Source organism: Corynebacterium sp. MSK071, assembly GCF_030232125.1.
GTDB classification, from domain to species: Bacteria; Actinomycetota; Actinomycetes; order Mycobacteriales; family Mycobacteriaceae; genus Corynebacterium; species Corynebacterium kefirresidentii.
Genome location: NZ_JASPJA010000002.1, coordinates 82,216 through 103,301 on the forward strand (window position 1 = coordinate 82,216; position 21,086 = coordinate 103,301).

The window sequence follows — 21,086 nt, forward strand, 5'->3', positions numbered from 1 at the left end:
CGTCGCATTCCCTCTGCCCTCCGGGCGGGGGGGAATTTTTCGATCCGGGAGGGGCACTGCTGGGGGAAGGATGTGGACCGCGCGCCGGAGCTAGGGGGTAGGATAAAGCACCATGACTGCAGACAATTCCACCGTTTCCCGCGTCCTGTCCGGTATCCAACCCACCGCTGATTCCTATCACCTGGGTAATTACCTGGGAGCGCTCAAGCAGTGGATTGACCTGCAGGACGGCTATGATGCCTTCTACTTCATCCCTGACCTGCACGCGATAACCGTAGAACAAAATCCCGAGGAGCTGCGCAACCGCACCATCGCGGGTGCCGCCCAGCTTATTGCCCTAGGCATTGACCCGGACAAGTCCACGCTCTTTGTCCAGTCGCACGTGCCTGCGCACACGGAGTTGACCTGGGTCTTTCAGTGCCTGACCGGTTTTGGTGAGGCCTCCCGCATGACCCAGTTCAAGGACAAATCCGCCAAGCAGGGAGCGGACCGCACCTCGGTAGGCCTATTTACCTACCCGATCCTCATGGCCGCAGATATTTTGCTGTACTCGCCGGATTATGTGCCCGTGGGCGAAGACCAGCGCCAGCACCTAGAGTTGACCCGCAACCTGGCCGAGCGCTTCAACAATAAGTACGGCGATACCTTCAAGGTACCGGAGCCGTTTATCCCAGAGGGCGCGGCCAAGATTTATGACCTGCAGGAGCCGACCTCCAAGATGTCTAAGTCCGGTGCCAACCCCAAGGGCTTGGTCAATCTCTTGGACGCGCCGAAAACCTCAGCCAAGCGCATTAAGTCCGCCGTGACGGATGACTTGGGTTCGGTAGCCTTTGACCGCGAAAATCAGCCGGGTGTGTCTAACCTATTGGTCATCCAGTCCGCGCTGACCGGTGAATCCATCGATTCCCTGGTGGAGAAGTACGCCGACCAGGGCTATGGCCACCTCAAGGTCGATACCGCAGATGCGCTGCAGGAATTTACCACTCCGCTCAAGGCACGCTACGACGAACTGATGGCGGATCGCGGCGAGCTCGAGCGCATCCTGGCCAAGGGCGCAGAAACGGCGCAAGAAATTGCCCAGCCGCTTGTCGACGACGTCTATGAAAAGGTCGGCTTCCTTCCCCGCCTGCGCAAGTAGCAAGGGGGCTGCTTCCCCCGTGCTCCACCCTACAAAGGGACAACAGGGCATTTGCCAGTTACTCTAGGTGGGATAAATACTGTGCGAGCAAGAAGGGAAGCACGTGCCTACCACCACGCAATCCTCCTCGAAGAAGACGGACCACTACGGCATCGAACGCGCCAATGCCGACGATCCTGGTGCGGTAGATAAGATCCGCGCCAAGTCCGGATTCGTTGATCATCTGATGCGCATGAACGAGCGCTATGGTGCAGAAGGTGGCAATCAGTTTGCCGCCGGCATCACCTATTACTCGGTGCTATCCATCTTCCCGCTCGCGATGCTGATCGTGGCTACCGTTGCCGCCGTCTTGGCTAACCGCGAGGACTTGCTCAATGATTTGCAGTCCCAGATCACCAGCTCGCTAGATGGAGATATGGGCGATACGGTCAACGAGATTCTCGATACGGCCATTGAGCAGCGCGGGGCCATGTTTGGTATCGGTGGTTTGACCACCCTGTGGTCCGGACTGGGCTGGATGAATAACCTGCGCATCGGCATCTCGGCTATGTGGGGCATCGACGCCAACGAAGGCGGTTCCTTCCTGAAGAAGAAGCTTTCTGACTTGGTAGGCCTCATCGGCCTGATCCTGGCGTTCCTCATCGCCTTTGGCGTGACTGCCGCCGGTTCCTCTGGTCTTACCCAGAAGATTTTTGAGAAGGTCGGCATCGAGTCCTTCCCGGGCATGGATTTTGTGATTTTCTTTGTCGGCTTGGCAGTGGGCCTCTTGGCTAACTTCATCGTCATGTGGTGGATGATTATGATCCTGCCGCGCACCAAGGTGCCGAAAAAATCTGGCCTCATCGGTGCGGCCATCGGTGCGGTGGCTTTCGAGCTGCTCAAGCAGCTGTCTACGGTCATCATGTCTTCTGCTACCGGCAGCCCGGCCGGCGCGGTCTTCGGTCCGGTCATCGTGCTCATGGTGGTCATGTACCTGATTTGGCGCGTGGTGCTGTATATCTCTGCGTGGACCGCCACCACCGCCGAGTCCCTGAAGTTTGCGCACCCGCCCGTCCCAGAGCCAGCCGTTATTCGCGTGCGCAATGAGGTCAAGGAGGGCGCACCGGCAGGCGCGACCTTTGGCATTGGTGCTGCTTTGGGTGCTGCGGCCGTGGGTGCGTTTAGCTTGCTGCGCCGCAAGTAAATCTCCTCCTAAGGGGTGAGGACGCCGCTGCTATTCGGCTTTAAGATAGAACATTATGAACGCCAATGACATCGCACCGAATCTTTATGAAGAATGGGGACTAGACCGCCGCGATGGCGAGCGGGAACTCTTAGTTTTACTGGAGTCCAAGGATTTGTCGCTAGAGCAGCAAGGTCAAGACATCGAGGACCCGCGGCGTGCGCAGCTCCGCATCGCCGCCAGCGTCTTGGGGTCTGCTGCGAAGCGCGCGGAATACGATAAGGCGTGTGAGACGGGTCTGCGCCCCACGTGGGGTGACTTGGGACAGCTGGGCGCGATAGGCCAGTGGAGCCCGCGGCCGCAGCAACAGCACGCTCAGTCCTTCCAGCCCGGTCAGCCGGCAGGACCGGGGCACCAAGCGCACCAAGAACCACGATTTGCGCAGACTGCTAGCCCTTATGGGTCGCCGTATTCACGCAACCCCTTTGCCCCGCAGCACAATCCTTTCCCTCCGGCGGCGGCGAATGCGTCCATGCCCGCACCGCAGATACAGCACCCAGCGCCTGAAATTAGTCAGCGCGCCGGTCAAGATGCGCGTATCGGAATGGCCATTTTGGATCTATTCTTTTTCTCACTTATCAGTGGTAGCTTCGGCGGCGCGCTGCTTTCTGGTGGTGTGGATGAACTCTCGACGTTTATCGGTGGTGTCATCATCTTGCTGCTCTACGTTTTGGGCACTGAGTGTTGGCTCGGCGCCAGCCCGGCCAAGCTGCTGATGGGCTACACAGTGCGCGATGTCGATACCAAAGAGCGGCTTAGCCTCACCCAGTCCGCAAAGCGTCAGTGGTGGCGCCTAGTCAATATTGTGCCGGGCCCCGGCACCTTCGCCAGCTGGGTGGGTGCCGGCGTGCACACCTTCACCATTACGGAGAAAAATAACCGCCGCGGCTCCCACGATGAGTGGGCTAACGCCGAAGTAGTGAAAAAGCACCCACGCAAATAGCCAGCAAAGCTACAGCGCCAGCGATGACCCAGCCAAGCCACCCCTGCACCCCAGCTAAAGAGGAGTTTGCAGATTGTTCCTGGGTATCGGGCGCAGGTGTGGGTGCGGGGGAGGCAGGGGAGTCGGCGTCGGAAAGCAGCTGGCCTACGCCATCCCCAGGGGAAACCTTATAGGCCTCGTACAAAAGCTTTTGGGCCTGTTCCCAGGCACGCGGGCCGTGCTCCACGGTGGTATCGAGTAAGACCGCCTGCAAGCGCCGGCCGTGGCGGTCGAGCGCACCGACGAAGGTATGGTGCGCATCATCGGTAAAACCCGTCTTGCCACCAATGCCGTCCGGATCGTTGAGGAAGAGCCCGTTATCGTTGCCTAATTGGTAGCCGTCAAAATCTCCCCAGCCGGGAAAATCTACGGACTCCGTATCGACAATGCGCGCAAAGGTCGGGTTATGGAAGGCCGCGCGGTAAATGAGGGAAATATCCTTGGCCGAGGTAGACATGCCGGGGGCGTCGAGCCCAGAGTAGCTGGCCGCAAAGGTGGAATTCGTGCCAATCTCGGCCGCCTTGTCATTGACCTTGCGCAAAGTGACCTCGTCGCCACCCAATTCCTGAGCCAGCGCGTGCGCGGCATCGTTGCCGGAGGCCATAAGCAATCCTTCAAGGAGCTGCTCCACCGTGTATTTGCCACCGGGACCGATGCCCACCGCAGAGCCGTCAATCTGTGCAGATTCTTCGCCTACCTCGACCTTCTTGTGCAGATCCAGTTCGTCGATGACCACGAGCGCCAGCAGCGCCTTAATGATAGAGGCCGGCCGGTAGCGGCCGTTAGGGTCCTTCATCGCGATAATCTCGCCGGTATCGATATCGGAGACCATCCATGCTGCGGCCACTACATCCTTGTCCACATGGAACCCCGCAGGCAGGGTAGTGCCACAGGCCTCATCGCTATCCACCGGCGGCAGCGGGGTGGGAGAGGCTTGCCCGGGGGCGAGCCGCTCCGAGGTGGTAGTGGCCTTTTCCGGCCGCTCGGCGTGGGGGCACCTATCGGTATCCGGGGCAGTGGTTCGCGTGGTGGTAGGAGTAGTCGGCGCTTCCGCCAGCGCGAGCGGTGGGCCGCTCAGCAAGACGGCGGTGAGAGAACTAGCGAGAATTCTTTTCATGACATGACACATCTTAGGCCCGTGCCTACGATGGGACGCATGCATGACGCGCCTTTGATTAGCCCTGAAAACAAGGACTCCGCCGCCGACGTGGTGGCCAAGCTTCCTAAGGTCTCCCTCTTTGAGACCATTACCTCCACGGCCGCTACGCCGGAGGAGCTTACCGCGACCATCCGTGAGCGCTACGAGGCCTTGGCCGCAGACGGCGTGGTCTACGCAGAGGTGCACCTAGACCCCGCAGAGCTTGGCCTCGACGCTGCCGCTGTGGTGGAGGCCGCCGCAGCCGCCTGCATCGCTGGTCTTGACTCCCGCCTTGTCCTCGCTGGCTCGGCCCCAGAGGAAGCAGTGCCTGATGATGCCCCCGTGGTGGGTTATAGCCTGCCGCAGGGCCAAGCGAGCGGGGCCGCAGATTTTCGTGCGGCTTACCTGCCCACCCAGATCCAGGTGGGAGAAGACTTCGCAGAAGTAGAACGTGCCGCCCAGGCAGGCGTGAATCGCCTGATCCATCCGGTCAATATGATCGATGACTTCAGCGCGAATATTGAGGGCATTGTGCCCGGCCAGGCCTCTGGATACATCCGCGACCGTCACATCCCGCTCGTCTTTACTCCCCTTGAGGAAACCGAGGACCTCAATGACCACCCGCTGCCACTGTTGCAGCAACTGGGCTTTACCTGCACTATTTCCTCTGGTGATACCACGCTGACCAAGCAGTTCCTCGCGCTAAGCGAGGCCTTTGGGTATGGGCTGGAGGAATTTTTCGATCTCACCGTCAAAGCGATAGAGAATTCCTTCGCTGACCAGGAATTACGGCAGCATCTGCTAGAAACGGTTATCCTGCCAGCATACGAGGAACTATCTGATCCGGAGCTTGCCGGCCCGGATACGGAGGAATCCCTCGCTGATGCGGCAGAAGCCGCTGAAGAATGAAAACGATTAGAGGAGATTTAGATGCCTTCTGTACTTTTTGTTGTTACCGCCGCTGAGGAATGGACGCTGGCCGATGGCACTAAGCGCCCTACCGGCTACTGGGCCGAGGAGCTTATTGCTCCGCACCGCGTCTTCCAGGGCGCGGGCTGGGATATCCACTTCGCTACTCCGGGCGCGAAGGCTCCTGTAGTAGACGAGTACAGCCTGGAGGTTCTGCCAGACAATGTGCGCGAAGCGCAGGAAAATTACCTCGCAGAATTGGGCGTAGCACTGGAAAACCCGATGAACCTGGCCGATGTCAATGAGGAAGACTATGACCTCATCTTCTACCCAGGCGGCCACGGCCCAATGGAGGATCTGGCCTATGACCAGGATTCCGCTAAGCTTCTGCAGGCTCGCATGGATTCTGGCCGCGCCCTCGGTTTGGTCTGCCATGCCCCGGCTGCGCTCTTGGCAGTAGATAACGAGAATTGGCCGTTCAAGGGTTACAAGATGACCGCCTTTAGCAATGCCGAAGAAGGCGAGGAGATGGTGGCCGCAGCTAAGTGGGCGCTGGAGACCCGCCTGCGCGAGCTCGGCGCGGATTACCAGGAAACCGATCCCATGTCCCCGAACGTCATCGTGGACCGCAACCTCTACACTGGCCAGAACCCGGCATCTTCCGAGCCGCTGGCACAGCGCATCTTGCGCGACTTCTAAATGCGCATGCCGCGATTTCTCAAGGCCGGGGCAGCCCTAACCGGGGTTGCCGCGGCCGCTGGGGCGGTGGCATATGCACTAAGTCGGCGGCCGTACCTGCGCGAGGTAGCACCGGGGTTGCGCAGCCCGGTTTTATATCTGCCGATGCACGTGCTTCCCGACGCCACCTTTGCCCGCGCCAGCCGCTTCTTCGCCACCATCGACTTTTCTCGGCCGATCCGGCATGCGGTGGACATTACGGAGCTTTCCGCCTCCTTCGATGGCCACGCTTTTAGCGCCCGCGTACTTACCCCACGCAGTGCTTCCGCAGGAGCAGCCGCATCAGGACCGCGCCCCGTGGTGGTGTGGACGCACGGCGGCGGCCATCTCATCGGTGGTCCGGCCATGTATGACCCGCAAAATGCTCGTATGGCGGCCGAGCTGGGCGCGATCGTGGTAGCCCCGCGCTACCACAAATCCACCCAGGAGCCGTTTCCAGCAGACCATCATGAATGCTATGCCGCGCTGCGTTGGGTACAAGAACACGGCGATACCTTGGGCGGAGATACCTCGCGCATCGCCGTCGCCGGTGATAGCGCAGGCGGCGGACTCGCCGCAGGCTTGGTCCAGCGTGCTTTCGACGAGGGCCATCCGGTCCGCGCACTCGGCTTGGTCTATCCCATGCTCGATCACCGCACCACGGATAAGTCCGGCGCGGTGGGCCAGTTCATCTGGACGGCCGGCTCGAACCGCGGCGCGTGGTCCATGTACCTGGGAAACGATCACCTGGATGTTGACCTGCCGCGCTATGCTTCGCCGGCCACGCGAGCCGATCTCTCCGGCCTGCCGCCGACCTGGATCGGAGTCGGTGGCATTGATCTTTTCTGCGATGAATCCGTCGCTTTTGCTCGAACCCTCGACGCAGCCGGCGTGGAAACCACCCTCGATGTATGGGCCGGTGCCTACCACGGGTTTGACCAGATTAAACCCAAAGCCCCGCAATCGAGTGAGCTTATCGACGCCCTCATTGACCACCTCCGCCGCCACCTTTAAAGTCACACTCAGGGAGGTCAAGCGGTGAACTACAACACGCACGTATCGTGGGTCGTATTCTTCGTCAGCGCTATTGTGCTCGGCCTGATACTGGGCGGGGTCTTTGGACTAGGGACCCTGGCCCGGTCCATTGTCGGGCTCGGCTTGTTTATCGTATGGCTGCTTTTCGATAAATACATGCGCGACCGGAGCCGACGCCAAGAAAAAGAAGAACGGGGCCACTAAACGCAGAAAGCCGCCCCGCTCCTCCCACCTGTTGTGTGGTAGAGAAGAAGTGAGGCGGCACAGACCGTGCTGGTTTAGAACTTGGAGAAGCGCTTGATGAGCATGTCTTCCAAGCCCTTCCACGACTCGGCGTGCTCGGTATAAGGCTTGGAGGGAACGTAGCCGGCGTGCTCGGTAGAGCCGAGCATGTAGCCCAAGTAGTCCTGCAGGCGGGGGTTGGCCAGCATATAGGAGTTAATGGAATCGTCGCCGGCCCAGTCGGCGGCATCGGCGCATACTTCGTAGCAACGCGCCATCTGATCGGAATCGACAGCCTCTGGGCCCTTTTCAATATCGCGCACAATGCCATTGAAAGAGTACTGGTTATCCGGGTGGACCTGTACCTCCAATTCGCCGGCGTTGGCAGCGGAGACAACCTCTTCCCAGGTGGATACGCGGGCTAGGTCGTGGTCATCGTTGTCCATGATCCAGCGCACCAAGGTCTTCGGAGAATCGAAGGTGAAGATTTCGCCCCACTTGCCCAAGAAGATGGGTTTGCCGTCCAGGTAGGTGCGCAGGGTGTAGACGGACTTGGATTGCGCGGTGATCTTGATGGGATCGATGCCGGCGGCGGCCCACGGGGAGTTGTCGTACGGGTCGGCTGCCTCGGCGGCGGCCTTGCGCTTTTCTTCGGCTTCCTTAGCCGCTGCTGCGGAGGCGGCGGCAGCAGAAGAGATGCGCTCCTTGGCATCGGAAACCTTGGCCGCGTCAAAGTCATCGGTGGAGACCACGCGAACGTGCTGATCCAGATCCTCGATGACTCCCTTCCAATTGCCGGCGATGACGTGGCCCACGCCGGACCACTCGCTCATGCCCTGCTCGCCGGAGTAGTGGTCGGCGCCGCGGGAAACATTGCGCAGGATGGAGTGGGAAGCGAAGAAGATGGTGGTGTGTTCTGCACCGGCGACGTCGGCAAGCGCGGAGGCAATCTCCAAGTTGCGGGCCACGGTGGAGACGTTCTGGTGGCTCGGGCGACCAGCCAGAGCCTCCGGCATGCCGATGAGGTCATACTCATGGCGCTCGGCAGGGGTAACGCGGTCCGCATCGCGGCCGGCGAATTGGTCCCACTGCGGATGGTCCAGCAAATCGTGCTTGGTGCCAGACTCCACGAAGCACAGCAGCTCGGCCGGCGAGTTAAAGGCTAGGACATCCTCATCATCGCCCAGAAAGGCCTGCCACTCGGAGCCATTTTGGCGCCACTTGGGTGCCCAGAGGGTATAAAAATCGCCCTCGGTCAGCGAGAGCTTTACAGGTACAATTGCGCGGGTGCTCATGGCGTTTTAGTCTACCCAACGCCCCAAGTAGCGCGCGAGAGAGCATCGGCCTTAGGCCGTAGGGCGCCAAAAGCCTTTGAACTGCATACCCATATTTGTAGTGCGCAGCGGGTTAGTTTGCACCGGATCTCCAGCCTCCACGATTTCGCCATTGCCGGAATACATTGCCACGTGCCCGTCCCATACCACCAGGTCACCAGGCTGGAGTTGGTCCGCGCTGACTTGTTGGCCCACCGCTTGTTGATCCGCGGTGCGGGGTAAGTCCACCCCGGCCTGCGAATAGGCCCATTGGGTAAGTCCCGAACAATCAAACCCGCCGTTTCCGGTACCGCCCCATACATAGGGCTGGCCCACTTGGCTCTTCGCGGCGGCGACGGCAGCCTGACCCGCGGCCGAACCACCTTCGGCCGCGGGCTCTGGTGCGGGGGAGGGAAAGGGAGCCTCGTGTGCCGTGGCGTCGGCACCAGCGCCCGCCGCGGATTGTTCCGGAAGAGCGGTGGCTTGCTGGGCGCCGGTGGGGCTTACGGGGGCGTCGGCAAGCGCGGAGTGCACCGGCCGTTGCGCTACCGGCTGCAAGGATTGAGCGGCAGCGCTGAGATCACCCATCAGGCGTTGCACGCGAGCAGAGGCCATGCCCAGGTGCTGGGAGATAAGTGCGCGAAGCTGAGCCAGAGCGGCTGCACGCGCCGACGGATCCAGCGAAAGGAGACCCAGCGCGGTGGGAAGTCCCTGGCGCAGCAATTGTGTCGCGATGCCCACCAGATCCCGGATGGTGCCTGTCACTAAGGTGCGGGCCTGGCCGAGCGCAGCCGAGATGGTTTCCTTATCGAGGTCGATGTTTTTCGCTGACTCGAGTAAAGGAGCGGGATTGCCGTGGGCGATGGCTGCCAAAGGCGCGGCGGCGGAAAGGTCCGGTACGCGGGGAAGCTCTACCTCCGGAAGCTGCGCCGGTTGCATGGTGGCCATCTGCTTGAGCGCGGTATCGAGCATCTACATCGCCGCCCCAAGATGCTGGCCTAGCGCGGCATCGGTATCTTCTGCCTCGCGCGACATGCGGAAACCGGAGTGGGCTACCTGCCCCATATCGTTGCGTAGCACGCTCATGCGCGCGCCCACATTATCGAGCGCGGCATGCACGGCCTCATTAAAAGCAGTGAAAGTGGAATCTTCAGGCAAAACGGGATGGGGCGGATTCTCTCCTTGGGACTGGGCATGCAGGTCGCGGGCGAGGTGGCGGGCATAGTCGGTATCGATCGTGAAAGGTCTCATGCCCTATTGGACTGCCCAATGGCCCATTTGGTTCCCAAAAAGTTTAAAGTGGTGGTCATGGACATCCACGTAGTAGACCACCCGCTAGCCGCCGCCCGCCTGACACTCATGCGCGATGCGCGCAGCGATAACTCCGCCTTCCGCGCCGCTTTAAAAGACTTGGGCGCCATGCTCGTATACGAAGCATCCCGCGACCTTGCCGTGGAGAACTTCGACTGCGCCACCCCGGTTTCTACCGCACAAGGCACCCGCCTGCAGGACCCGCCCATTATCGTGCCGATCATCCGCGCCGGGCTGGGCATGGTGGATCCGGCCCTGTCCATGATTCCGGATGCACAGGTCGGCTTTATCGGCATGGCCCGCAATGAAGAGACACACGAACCGGTGCCGTACTTGGAAGCACTGCCGGAAGATCTCACCGGCCGCACTGTGTTTGTGGTGGATCCGATGCTGGCTACCGGTGGTTCTCTGCTGCACGCATTGCGCCTACTTGCTGACCGCGGCGCCACCGATATCACCGCCATTTGCATGGTCTCGGCACAGCCAGGCGTGGATGCACTGGCCGAATCCGGCCTGCCGGTACGTTTGGTTACCGCCGCCATCGATCCTTCCCTGAATGAAGATGCTTATATCGTGCCGGGATTGGGCGATGCTGGCGACCGCCTCTACGGCCCGCGCAATATCGACCTTTAAGGTAGTGTTCTCCCTGGAAAGGCGACCGCACTTTCCAGGGGGAGTATATGAGTTTCATTCATTTAATGTGGTCGAGTTATGGCCACGGATTTTCACAGCAATTGCGGCGCGTGCGGAAACGTAGGGGGATTTCGCAACAGGCGCTCGCGGAGATTTCTGGGGTCTCCCGCAGCCAAATTTCCAATTTGGAGCGCAATGAAAATGGCGTGCATGCCATGGCCGACCCGCAGCTTTCTACGGTATATAAGCTGGCCCTAGCCCTAGAGATCCCGCCGGCGGTATTGCTGCCAGCCGGCGGAGACGTGGTGGAAGGGCACTTAGCTGATTCCGCGGTGGCGGCCGCCGAGGATGTCGCGCCCTTCCCACAAGGCTATGTGGATCAGCGTCGGTTTGCCGCTACGTGGAATGGGGCCTCGGCCTAGCGCGAGCCGTATCACCACCTGAGTTACTGAACCGCATGGTCTAGTTGTAGACTTTGCACCCAGACGTATTTCAACGACAGGGAAGGCACGCGGATGATCTCGGAATTCATCAACGAGTGGTTCAATGCCCACCGTGCGGAGGTCATCGCGTGGCGGCGCCATATCCACCGCCACCCGGAAACCGCGAACCAAGAGGTAGAAACCACCAACTTTCTCGCCTCAATCCTGCAGGACTACGGTCTGGTGCCCCAGCGTTTCCCACAGACCGGCCTCATGGTAGACATTGGCCCCGATACGGAATTAGGCCGATTAGCTTTCCGCGCGGATATTGATGCCCTGCCAGTCACCGAGGTCACCGGCCTGGAATATACCTCTGAGGTGCCCGGCAAGATGCATGCTTGCGGCCACGATGTACACACCACCGTGGCGCTCGGCTTGGCCTGCGCGTTGGCGGATTTTCAGCGTGTCCACGACCTGCCGCTGGGTATTCGAGTCATCTTCCAACCCGCCGAAGAAGTATGGGTCGGCGGTGCGACCGACGTTATTGAATGGGGCGCGTTGGAAGGCGTGCATTCCATTTTTGCTATCCACGCCGAGCCCAAGCTGCGCGTGGGCCGAATTGGCATTCGCGCCGGGGCGATAACCTCCGCTACTGACGTAGTGGAGCTCAATATCAAGGGTCCGGGCGGGCATACCTCCCGTCCGCACCTGTCCGCCGACGTCGTCTATGCCCTGGGCAAGGTCATCACCGAACTGCCCGCGCTGCTCTCGCGCCGCGTTGACCCGCGCACCGGCACCGTTTTGGTCTTTGGCCAGGTCAACTCGGGGTATGCACCCAATGCCATTCCAGAGACCGGCAGCCTGACTGGCACCATGCGCACGGCCGATATTGGCATCTGGCGCGATATGCAAAGCCTCTTTACCGAACTGGTGGATCAAATCCTCGCGCCGGTAGGCGTAGAACATGAGCTGACCTATAACCGCGGCGTACCACCGGTGCTTAACGACGACGTCGCAACCGCCCTGCTTGCCTCCGCCGCCCAATCCATCGATCCGCAGGCCGTGGTCCAGGCCCCGCAGTCCTCCGGTGGCGAAGACTTTTCTTGGTACCTGGAAAAGGTCCCTGGTTCCATGGCGCGGCTGGGCTGCTGGTCCGGCGAAGGCGAGCAGCATGACCTGCACATGGGCGATCTCATCGTGGACGAGCGAGCCATCGGCGTGGGCATCAAACTCTTCGGCGCCGTGGTTGAGCAGTTCATAGGGGAGAATGCGGAGACAGACTAACGCGCTTTAAGGTCCCACACGTTAGACTCGTAAGCGACTTTTAAAGTGGAGCCGATAAAGGAGCAAGTGCGTGTTGAACCAGACCAAGCGAATCGTCATCATCGGCGGCGGCCCAGCCGGCTATGAGGCCGCGTTGGCAGGTGCTAAATATGGTGCAGAAATCACCATTATTGAAGACCAGGGCATGGGCGGCAACAGCGTTATCTTGGACTGTGTTCCTTCCAAGTCCTTCATCGCTGGTGCCAATATCAAGACCGACCTGCGCCGTGCCGAGGATATGGAACTTAACCAGGGCATTGGTCAGGCCCATCTTTCCTTGACCGCACTGAATAAGCGCGTGCAGGATCTGGCAAGCAAGCAGTCCTCCGATATCCGCGCCACTGTGGAGTCCCTGGGCGCACGCGTTATCGATGGCCGCGGCTATTTCCCAGAGGATCAGGAAGCCGATGCCTTCGGCGGCCATAAGGTCACTGCCGTATTCAATGAGGATGGCCACGAGGAAACCATTAACGCAGATCTCGTCTTGGTAGCTACCGGCGCCACCCCGCGCGTGCTACCTGGTGCGCAGCCGGATGGCGAACGCATCCTTACCTGGCAGCAGGTTTATAACCTCACCGAGCTGCCGGAGCACCTCATCGTCGTCGGTTCCGGCGTCACCGGTGCCGAGTTCGTCTCCGCCTTTGCGGAGCTGGGCGTTAAGGTCACCATGGTTGCCTCCCGCGACCGCATTTTGCCGCATGACGACGCCGACGCTGCCGACGTCCTCGAGACCGTGCTTAGCGAGCGCGGCGTTGAGCTGGAAAAGAACTGCCGCGTGGAAACCGTCAATCGCACCGAGGACGGCAATGTGCTGGTGACCACTCAAGACGGCCGCGAAATTACCGGTTCCCATGTCATCATGTCTATCGGCTCCATCCCGAATACCAAGGACTTGAAGCTGGAGAACGTTGGCGTGGAAACCGCCAAGTCTGGCCACATTCAGGTTGACCGCGTCTCCCGCACTAATATCGCGGGCATCTACGCCGCTGGCGACTGCTCTGACCTCTTCCCGTTGGCTTCCGTTGCTGCAATGCAGGGCCGCGTAGCTATGTATCACGCCCTCGGTGAGGGTGTGTCCCCTCTGCGTCTAAAGACCGTGGCTAACGCCGTCTTTACCCGCCCAGAGATTGCCGCTGTAGGCTTCACCCAGGCAGAAATCGAGGCCGGTGAGGTAGCCGCCCGCACCATCACCATGCCGCTGAATACCAACCCGCGCGCCAAGATGCGCTCGCTCCAGCACGGCTTTGTCAAGCTCTTCTGCCGCGCGACCTCCGGCCGCGTTATCGGTGGCGTCATCGTTGCACCGACCGCCTCCGAGCTCATTCTGCCCATCGCCATGGCCGTGACCAACCAGCTCACCGTAAATCAGCTGGCCGATTCCTTCGCCGTTTACCCGTCTCTGTCCGGCACCATTACCGAGGCCGCGCGACGCCTCGTGGCTCACGACGATCTGGAGTAAAGTTTCTTTCGGTTCCTTTCTTTTGCGCCCGCCTTGGTAACCAGCCTAGGGCGGGCGCTTTTGCATGCGTTGCTAGAAGGTGGAGTAGGAATGCTCGGCGGTGCGATTGAGCGAAACCTGGATGGGGCGATCTGCTTGTGGAAGGGCACGCTGGGGACAATGTTCACGCGGGCACGCGATGCAACCAGGGCCGATAGGGGTGGCGGCGGATACATCTAGATTAAGAGCATCGGCGTAGACGATGCGGTCGGCCTCAGAGATATCGCAGCCTAAGCCCACGGCGAATTCCTTGCGTGGGGTGCCCCAGGATTTTGCGGTTCCTTGCACAAAGCGGCCTATCCACAGGTAGGCATGGCCATCTGGCATGGCGGCTACCTGGCGAGTGATGCGGTTGGGCGTTTCAAAGGCGCGGTGGACTACCCACAGCGGGCAAGAGCCTCCTGAGCGGGCGAAGTGGAAGGCGGTGGAGGATTGGCGCTTGGAGATATTCCCAGCGCGGTCAGTGCGGATGAAGGAAAAGGGAACGCCGTTAAGGCCTGGGCGCTGGAGAGTAGCCAAGCGTTGCGCGGTGGTTTCGAAACCGGTGCCAAAGTAGTTGCACAAAAGGTCGATATCGTAGCGGGTTTCCTCAGCCATCGAGAGGAACGGTTGATAGGGCATGGTGACCGCAGCAGCGAAGTATTGCGCGAGACCTAAAGTAGCTAATTCTTGGGCTTCGCCTGCCGGAAGTTCGGAGACGAGGCTATCGCAGACATCGCGGTAGGCAAGCAGGCAATATTGGAGCGCCATTTCAAAGACTAGCTGGGCTTCGGAGAGGCCGTCGCGAAGCGCAAGCTCTCGGGTGTCAGGGTTGAAGCTGCGGCGTGGGCCCGGCCGGGAAAAGCGGACGGTAACGCCAAGGTCCTCGTGCATGCGGGAAGCTAGGCGGCCACGGCGTAGCACCCGGTCACCGAGCTGGCCGGCGAGCTCTTCTGCCAGCACATCGAGCTCGTGAATGTAGTTATGGGCGTCGTAGAAAAAATCTCGCACGAGCTCAAAGGGGGAGCGCTCGCGCGCCGGAGCGCGGGTGGCGACATCGACGAAGCGTGGCATGAGCTCCGGAAAGCGCGAGGCGAGGTCGGCCAAGGAGTCTTCGGTGGCCTCGGGGAAGATCCGGCGCAGGTCGGTAATGGTGCGTGCATCGCGGTCGTTCGCAAAATAGCCGGGGTCCAGGTTAAAACGCTGGGCTAATTGCATAAGCACGGTGACGGTAAGCGGGCGCTGGTCGTTTTCGAGCTGGTTGAGGTAGCTGGTGGACAGCCCCAATTGTTTGGCCATCGCTACCTGTGTGAGTCCCCGTTGCTTGCGCAGTGCATGGATTCGTGCCCCCGCATAATGCTTGGTCATCGGTTGCTATGCCGCCTTTCACCGCCATGAGCAGTTGAAACCACAAACTTTGCAGATTTCACTGACTCATTCCGCTAGATTACACACACCATACTTATAGCGCGCAGCACATTCAAGCATTTAGTGTGATCCACAACGCATTTACAGAGTGGAGGAGGATCCATCTAGTGAAGAACCACGAGGTAAGAACCCATAAATCCGCTGAGGATTTCCCCTATGAGGAGCACCTGGCGTACAAGGTGGCAGAAGTAGCCGCGGATCCGGTAGAGGTTCCCGCCGAGACCACCGATATGATCATCAACCGCATTATTGATAATGCGGCCGTGGGGATGGCGTCCGTAGCGCGTGGCCCGGTAACCTCTGCCCGCGTCATGGCTCAGGCACACCCAGTAACTAAGGGAGGCTCCACGGTATTTGGTGTGGATGGTACTTACTCGGCCGAATGGGCCGCGCTTGCCAATGGCACTGCAGTCCGCGAGCTGGATTACCACGACACTTTCCTGGCTGCTGAATACTCGCACCCCGGGGATAATATCCCACCTCTGCTTGCTACCGCCCAGCATAAGGGGCTTAACGGTCGAGACCTTATCCGGGGCATCGCTACCGGCTATGAAATCCAGGTCAACCTCGTGAAAGGCATGTGCCTGCACGAGCACAAGATTGATCACGTGGCACATCTTGGCCCCTCCGTGGCCGCCGGCATCGGCACCATGCTTGGACTAGATAGGGACACCATCTACCAGGCGGTGGGCCAGGCGCTGCACACCACTACCGCCACCCGGCAATCCCGTAAGGGCCTGATTTCCTCTTGGAAAGCCTACGCCCCAGCCTTCGCGGGAAAGATGGCTATTGAAGCCGTTGACCGGGCGATGCGCGGCGAAGGTGCGCCGGCGCCCATCTGGGAAGGCGAGGATGGATTCATCGCGTGGATGCTGCATTCGCCGGAGCGTACCTACACGGTCCCCTTGCCAGAACCTGGTGAGGAAAAGCGCGCCATCTTGGATACCTATACCAAGGAACACTCGGCGGAATACCAGGCCCAAGCGCCCATCGATATGGCCTTTGCGCTAAAGAAAACTCTGGCGGAAAAGGGCCTGAAGACTGCGGACATCGAGTCCATTGTTCTGCACACCTCGCACCATACGCACTATGTCATCGGTACCGGTGCCAACGATCCACAAAAGATGGATCCCTCTGCTTCTCGCGAGACGCTGGATCACTCCATCATGTACATCTTTGCCGTAGCCCTCGAGGATGGCGAGTGGGACCACGAGGCTTCCTACGCGTCCGAGCGCGCCAACCGCCCGGAGACTATCGAGCTGTGGCACAAGATTTCCACTGTCGAAGACCCTGAGTGGACCCGTCGCTATCACTCCAACGACCTGTCTGAAAAGGCCTTTGGCGGCAAGGCGGTTATCACCTTCAAAGACGGCACCGTGGTAGAAGATGAGCGCGCAGTTGCAGATGCCCACCCGCTGGGCGCGCGTCCTTTTGCCCGCGAGCAGTACATAGAGAAATTCACCAAGCTTGCGGCCGGCATCGTGGAGGAGGCCGAACAAGAACGTTTCCTCAATGCGGTCCAGAACTTGGAAAACCTCACCGACCTGACCGAGCTCAACGTTCGGGTGACTGATGCTCACGTGGCCAGCGCGCCTGAGAAACCGAAAGGAATCTTCTAATGGCAGGACTATTTGGCTCTATAAAAACTGCCGCGGAAAAGCGCCAGCACTTCCGCGCTGACCTTGAATCCGGCACCATCACCCGCTTGCCGGGCGCGTTTAATCCCCTGACCGCGCGCCTAATCCAGGATATCGGTGGTTTCGGCGGCGTTTATGTCTCCGGTGCGGTGCTGGCTAATGATTTGGGTCTTCCCGATATTGGCCTGACCACCCTGAGCGAGGTGGCGCAGCGCTCCGGGCAGATTGCTCGTGCGACGGATTTGCCTGTGCTTGTCGACGCCGACACTGGCTTCGGCGAACCCATGTCCGCCGCCCGCACCATCGCCGCACTCGAGGACGCTGGTCTTGCCGGCTGCCACCTTGAGGACCAAGTTAACCCGAAGCGCTGCGGGCATCTCGACGGCAAAGAAGTGGTGGACAAAGACATCATGGTCCGCCGCATTAGCGCCGCGGTCAACGAGCGGCGCGACCCGAATTTCATTATCTGCGCCCGCACCGACGCCGCAGGAGTAAACGGCATCGATGATGCCATCGACCGTGCCAAGGCTTATGCCGATGCCGGAGCAGACCTCATTTTCACCGAGGCTTTGTACCGTCCGGAAGACTTTGAGAAATTCCGCGCCGCGGTGGATACCCCACTGCTGGCAAATATGACCGAGTTCGGCAAAACCGAGCTGCTTTCGGCGCAACAGCTAGAAGACCTCGGCTATAACGCGGTTATTTGGCCCGTTTCCTCTTTCCGCGTGGCTATGGGGGTGACCGAAGACTTCCTGCGCGATATGCAAGAAACCGGGATTCAAACCGATTGGCTTGAGCGCATGCAACACCGCTCCCGCCTTTATGAACTGGTGCGCTACGAGGAATACAACGACTTCGATAAATCCGTATTCACCTACTCCAAAGACACCTACCAGCCCACTTTTGAAAGCTAAGGAGATTTCCCACCATGTCTGATAAGAACCACACCCCCGAAATCCGCAAGGGCCTATACGGCGTCGTCGTCGATGAAACTGCCGTTTCCAAGGTCGTTCCTGAAACCAACTCGTTGACCTACCGCGGTTATCCCGTCCAGGAGCTGGCTCGTTACTGCTCCTTTGAGGAAGTGGCCTACCTGCTGTGGAACGGCAAACTACCAGGCCAAGAATCGCTTATTCGATTCTCCGCCCGCGAGAAGGCCTTGCGCCACCTAGAGCGCCACGTCATCGACCTCATCATGTCCATGCCGCTCTCGTGTCACCCGATGGATGTACTGCGTACCGCCATTTCCTATATCGGTTCCCAGGACCCAGAGGAATACACCAAGGATTCCGAACATATCCGCCGCACCGCGCTGGAGCTTATGGCTAAGATTCCCACTATCATTGCGCTTGATATCCGGCGCCGCCGCGGCGAAGGCTACATCCAGCCCTCTCGCAAGAAGGGCTTTGCGGAGAACTTCCTCTGGATGGTCTTCGGTGATGAGGAAGGCTCCCCAGCTACCAACCGCGCCGATATCGAGGCCTTTGATAAGTCCCTCATCCTCTATGCGGAGCACTCCTTTAACGCCTCCACCTTTGCAGCCCGCGTGGTGACCTCGACCATGTCCGATACTTATTCCGCCATCGTCGCGGCCATCGGCGCGCTCAAGGGGCCTCTGCATGGCGGCGCCAACGAGGCTGTGATGAAAAACTTCCTGGAGATTGCTGATCCTGCCAAGGCAGAAGAGTGGACCAAAAAGAAGCTGGCGAACAAGGAATTGGTCATGGGATTTGGTCACCGCGTCTACAAAAATGGCGACTCCCGCGTGCCAACAATGGAGGCAGCGTTTAAGGAGCTGGCCGAACAACACGACCAAACTCAGTGGGTTGAGATGTATGACGTCATGGCCAAGACGATGGAGGAAAATACCTCCATCAAGATCAAGCCCAACCTCGACTTCCCGGCTGGACCTGCCTATCACATCCTGGGCTTTGACATTGAATTCTTCACACCAATCTTTGTCATGGCCCGCATTACCGGTTGGACTGCGCACATCGTAGAGCAGAACGAGAATAACTCGCTTATCCGTCCGCTTTCCGCCTATAACGGCGAGGAGCAGCGTTCGGTTCCACCGAAGTCCTTCTAAAACGTGTCAGCTCCCCCAGACTCCGGCACCGTCAAGTTGGCCGGAGCGGGGGAGCCGACATTTCTGTCGTGGTTTTTCTGCAGTCGGGCTATGGCTGGATACGCCGCGCCAGGATGTGAATTGCTGCGGTGCAGATAAGGACAGCTAAACCAGCGAAGAAAAACATGCCGGGCCATGGGGCGCCGATTTCTACAGCTCCAAATGATTCAGCGAGAGTAATCACGATGCCATCCGCTAGGAATAAGCCGATGATGATGCCGGCGATTAGCAGGAGCCGAACGAATAGGGAGCTTTGGTTTGCGCTACTTACTACCACACCGATGAGTGCGCCAATGTATCCGGTTATGAGGTGACCACAGGCGAAGCTACCGAAGGTTGCCGCGTAGCAAAACGGAAGGCTGGCTTCTACTGCGCCGGGGGTGATTGCCCACGAAGAATTCGCGTACGCACCCGATTGCAGCGCGATGTAGTAAGCGGTCCAGGCGACGGCTCCAAAAATGAGCGCGGCTAGCCACAGTGTCGCGTGCATGCTGCTAAGCCATTGCCGGGGTCGCATCCCCAGGCCACGCAAGGAACGGTATTCGGTTGCGGCGAAGGCGCAGTAGAGACCCCATATAAAGACTGCGAAGATTCCCCAGCCAGTCGGATTGGCACCGATGGCAGAGGGATCGCTGGGGACGGCATACGGGAGAACCCACAGCAAAATGACGATGATGCTAATAACGATGAGCGCTTTGGTGGCGTTGAGGTTGAAGGACTTCAATAGCTTCATGACTAGGACTCCTCTTGTGAGGTGCGGGTGGATTCATGGGCGCGGGAGACAAGGGAATCAATGAGTTGACCATCGTCGAGGTAGGAAACAGTGACGTGGGCGGCGGCTGCGGTATCAGCTGGAAACGGTACTGGGGACCAGGCATGAACCTTGGCGGTGGAGCCGAGGGAGGATTGGTGGAGGGGGAGGGCGTCGGCAAGCGCGAGTGCTTGCTCAACGTCTTTTGCGCTGCCGGTGAGCACGGGGTAGTGCGGCCGCTGAGATTCAAGATCGGTGGGCTTATTAACAGTGCCGTCGTGCACGGTAATGACCTGGTCAACCAAGCCGACGAGGTCTTCGGCGCGATGAGAAGAGAGCGCGAGTAGCCAATCCGGAGTGGTGGCGGCATGGGCGATGATGAGCTCTCGCAGGCGCGTGCGCGTCGGTGCGTCCAAGCCATTGAAAGGCTCATCGAGCAGAGTGACCGGGGTGCGCGCTGCCAGGGCAGTGGCACAGGCAACCAGCTGGCGCTGGCCGGTGCTGAGAGAGCGATTCTTGCTGCGCTTGTCGACGCCCAAACTATCCAAAAGCTCCTCCGCATACCCCACGTCGAATCTTTCGCGGACGTGCTCTGCGGCCCGCAGGTGTTGGGCCACAGTAGAACCGGAAAGCAAGATATCGGCGCCGGTGCGCGCGATCGCCACCTGTGGGGTATCGATGCTGCCCTTGGTAGGCAGGAACCCCGCTACCGTGCGCAAAAGCGTGGTCTTGCCGGCGCCATTGGGCCCGATCAATCCGTACATGCCGGAGTTGAGAACGAGGTGCGGCACGTGCAGGCGGCGCTTGCAGGTAACGTTCTGCAACTTAAGGTGCGTCATGATGGTCTCCTTCGGCTTCGATGAGGTCAGCGATGTCACTAGCGCTTAATCCCAATGCGGCCCCTTCTTTCAGGAGGGGAACGATGAAGTCTTCCCTGAGTGATTCTTGGCGTTGATGGCGAACCTTCTCGCGCGCGCCTTCGCGTACAAACATGCCCAAGCCGCGGCGCTTTTCTAGCAGCCCTTCCTCGAAGAGGACAGTGAGAGCCTTGGCAGAGGTAGTCGGATTGACGGAGTGGAATGCGGAAAGCTCGTTGGTGCTGGGGGCGCGTGTCCCCTCTGACAGCTCGCCGCTGATAATCATGTCCCTGATTCCTCCTGCCAGTTGCTGGTAAATAGGCCGGGTGTCACTCATGATGTGGCCCCTCTGATTCGTGGCATATGGTTCCCTTCCTGGTGTATGGGTTATCCACCTATGTGTGTAACCATATAACGAAAAGTGACCACGGTCAACGGTAGGCGTG

General features: G+C 59.7%; 21 protein-coding genes. 13 read left to right on the forward strand and 8 right to left on the reverse strand.

Translation table 11 applies throughout. The features are described 5' to 3' along the window. The first annotated feature begins 112 nt into the window (after positions 1-112). From trpS to QP990_RS01795, 3 genes are all read left to right on the forward strand, one after another. Complete coding sequence (trpS, locus tag QP990_RS01785; protein ID WP_023020663.1) at positions 113-1,138, forward strand: tryptophan--tRNA ligase; 1,026 nt, start codon at positions 113-115, stop codon at positions 1,136-1,138. A gap of 103 nt (positions 1,139-1,241) precedes the next feature. Beyond that, positions 1,242-2,321: a YhjD/YihY/BrkB family envelope integrity protein gene (locus QP990_RS01790; protein WP_023020664.1), complete on the forward strand. Its 1,080-nt coding sequence runs from the start codon at positions 1,242-1,244 to the stop codon at positions 2,319-2,321. Positions 2,322-2,376: 55 nt separating this feature from the next. Further along, on the forward strand, positions 2,377-3,303 hold the full coding sequence (locus QP990_RS01795) for an RDD family protein (RefSeq protein WP_023020665.1): 927 nt from the start codon (positions 2,377-2,379) through the stop codon (positions 3,301-3,303). Here QP990_RS01795 and QP990_RS01800 read toward each other — a convergent pair. Beyond that, a complete protein-coding gene (locus QP990_RS01800) occupies positions 3,266-4,459 on the reverse strand; it encodes a D-alanyl-D-alanine carboxypeptidase family protein (protein WP_034655769.1) in 1,194 nt (397 codons plus the stop codon). The genes QP990_RS01795 and QP990_RS01800 overlap by 38 nt on opposite strands. 39 nt (positions 4,460-4,498) lie before the next feature. Between QP990_RS01800 and QP990_RS01805 the strand changes: the two genes are divergently transcribed. The 3 genes from QP990_RS01805 to QP990_RS01815 are packed head-to-tail and all read left to right on the forward strand — an operon-like array spanning position 4,499 to position 7,120. Then, the gene (locus QP990_RS01805) at positions 4,499-5,389 is read left to right on the forward strand and encodes an adenosine deaminase (protein WP_232212576.1); all 891 of its coding nucleotides are present in this window, start codon (positions 4,499-4,501) and stop codon (positions 5,387-5,389) included. Positions 5,390-5,410: 21 nt separating this feature from the next. Beyond that, the gene (locus QP990_RS01810) at positions 5,411-6,088 is read left to right on the forward strand and encodes a type 1 glutamine amidotransferase domain-containing protein (RefSeq protein ID WP_023020668.1); all 678 of its coding nucleotides are present in this window, start codon (positions 5,411-5,413) and stop codon (positions 6,086-6,088) included. A 6-nt stretch (positions 6,089-6,094) separates the two neighbouring features. Beyond that, positions 6,095-7,120 (forward strand): alpha/beta hydrolase, encoded by a 1,026-nt coding sequence (locus QP990_RS01815; RefSeq protein WP_232212577.1) that lies wholly within the window; start codon positions 6,095-6,097, stop codon positions 7,118-7,120. 299 nt (positions 7,121-7,419) lie between these two features. On the opposite strand, the gene QP990_RS01820 is transcribed toward QP990_RS01815, so the two are convergent. From QP990_RS01820 to QP990_RS01830, 3 genes are read right to left on the reverse strand one after another with little or no spacing between them, the layout of a single operon-like run. Next, on the reverse strand, positions 7,420-8,658 hold the full coding sequence (locus QP990_RS01820; protein ID WP_023020671.1) for a hypothetical protein: 1,239 nt from the start codon (positions 8,656-8,658) through the stop codon (positions 7,420-7,422). Positions 8,659-8,709: 51 nt separating this feature from the next. Beyond that, positions 8,710-9,648, reverse strand: a complete 939-nt coding sequence (locus QP990_RS01825; protein WP_023020672.1) for a C40 family peptidase — start codon at positions 9,646-9,648, stop codon at positions 8,710-8,712. Next, a complete protein-coding gene (locus tag QP990_RS01830; RefSeq protein WP_023020673.1) occupies positions 9,649-9,927 on the reverse strand; it encodes a hypothetical protein in 279 nt (92 codons plus the stop codon). It lies immediately after the preceding gene. A gap of 57 nt (positions 9,928-9,984) precedes the next feature. On the opposite strand from QP990_RS01830, the gene upp reads away from it, so the two are divergent. From upp to QP990_RS01850, 4 genes are all read left to right on the forward strand, one after another. Continuing rightward, entirely contained in the window at positions 9,985-10,620 is a 636-nt protein-coding gene (gene upp, locus QP990_RS01835) for a uracil phosphoribosyltransferase (protein ID WP_034656252.1), read from the forward strand. Positions 10,621-10,730: 110 nt separating this feature from the next. Then, a complete protein-coding gene (locus tag QP990_RS01840; RefSeq protein ID WP_396127266.1) occupies positions 10,731-11,042 on the forward strand; it encodes a helix-turn-helix domain-containing protein in 312 nt (103 codons plus the stop codon). 93 nt (positions 11,043-11,135) lie between these two features. Beyond that, a complete protein-coding gene (locus tag QP990_RS01845) occupies positions 11,136-12,326 on the forward strand; it encodes a M20 family metallopeptidase (protein ID WP_023020676.1) in 1,191 nt (396 codons plus the stop codon). Between the two features lie 70 nt (positions 12,327-12,396). Continuing rightward, positions 12,397-13,824 carry an NAD(P)H-quinone dehydrogenase gene (locus tag QP990_RS01850; protein WP_023020677.1) on the forward strand — a complete coding sequence of 476 codons (1,428 nt, stop codon included), beginning with the start codon at positions 12,397-12,399 and terminating at the stop codon, positions 13,822-13,824. Between the two features lie 72 nt (positions 13,825-13,896). On the opposite strand, the gene QP990_RS01855 is transcribed toward QP990_RS01850, so the two are convergent. Beyond that, on the reverse strand, positions 13,897-15,210 hold the full coding sequence (locus QP990_RS01855; RefSeq protein ID WP_284798156.1) for a short-chain fatty acyl-CoA regulator family protein: 1,314 nt from the start codon (positions 15,208-15,210) through the stop codon (positions 13,897-13,899). Between the two features lie 167 nt (positions 15,211-15,377). Here QP990_RS01855 and prpD point away from each other — a divergent pair, with 167 nt between their 5' ends. The 3 genes from prpD to QP990_RS01870 are packed head-to-tail and all read left to right on the forward strand — an operon-like array spanning position 15,378 to position 18,993. After that, on the forward strand, positions 15,378-16,889 hold the full coding sequence (prpD, locus tag QP990_RS01860; protein ID WP_023027816.1) for a 2-methylcitrate dehydratase PrpD: 1,512 nt from the start codon (positions 15,378-15,380) through the stop codon (positions 16,887-16,889). After that, positions 16,889-17,821: a methylisocitrate lyase gene (gene prpB / locus QP990_RS01865; protein WP_023020680.1), complete on the forward strand. Its 933-nt coding sequence runs from the start codon at positions 16,889-16,891 to the stop codon at positions 17,819-17,821. The genes prpD and prpB overlap by 1 nt, the downstream gene beginning before the upstream one ends. A 14-nt stretch (positions 17,822-17,835) precedes the next feature. Further along, the gene (locus QP990_RS01870) at positions 17,836-18,993 is read left to right on the forward strand and encodes a bifunctional 2-methylcitrate synthase/citrate synthase (protein WP_023020681.1); all 1,158 of its coding nucleotides are present in this window, start codon (positions 17,836-17,838) and stop codon (positions 18,991-18,993) included. 88 nt (positions 18,994-19,081) lie between these two features. Here QP990_RS01870 and QP990_RS01875 read toward each other — a convergent pair whose 3' ends face one another. Genes QP990_RS01875 through QP990_RS01885 form a run of 3 tightly spaced genes read right to left on the reverse strand, consistent with a single transcriptional unit; the run spans position 19,082 to position 20,977 of the window. Next, positions 19,082-19,765: a hypothetical protein gene (locus QP990_RS01875; protein WP_023020682.1), complete on the reverse strand. Its 684-nt coding sequence runs from the start codon at positions 19,763-19,765 to the stop codon at positions 19,082-19,084. Positions 19,766-19,767: 2 nt separating this feature from the next. Continuing rightward, complete coding sequence (locus tag QP990_RS01880) at positions 19,768-20,622, reverse strand: ATP-binding cassette domain-containing protein (protein ID WP_023020683.1); 855 nt, start codon at positions 20,620-20,622, stop codon at positions 19,768-19,770. Next, positions 20,609-20,977: a GntR family transcriptional regulator gene (locus QP990_RS01885; protein ID WP_034655774.1), complete on the reverse strand. Its 369-nt coding sequence runs from the start codon at positions 20,975-20,977 to the stop codon at positions 20,609-20,611. The genes QP990_RS01880 and QP990_RS01885 overlap by 14 nt, the downstream gene beginning before the upstream one ends. Between the last annotated feature and the right edge of the window lie 109 nt (positions 20,978-21,086).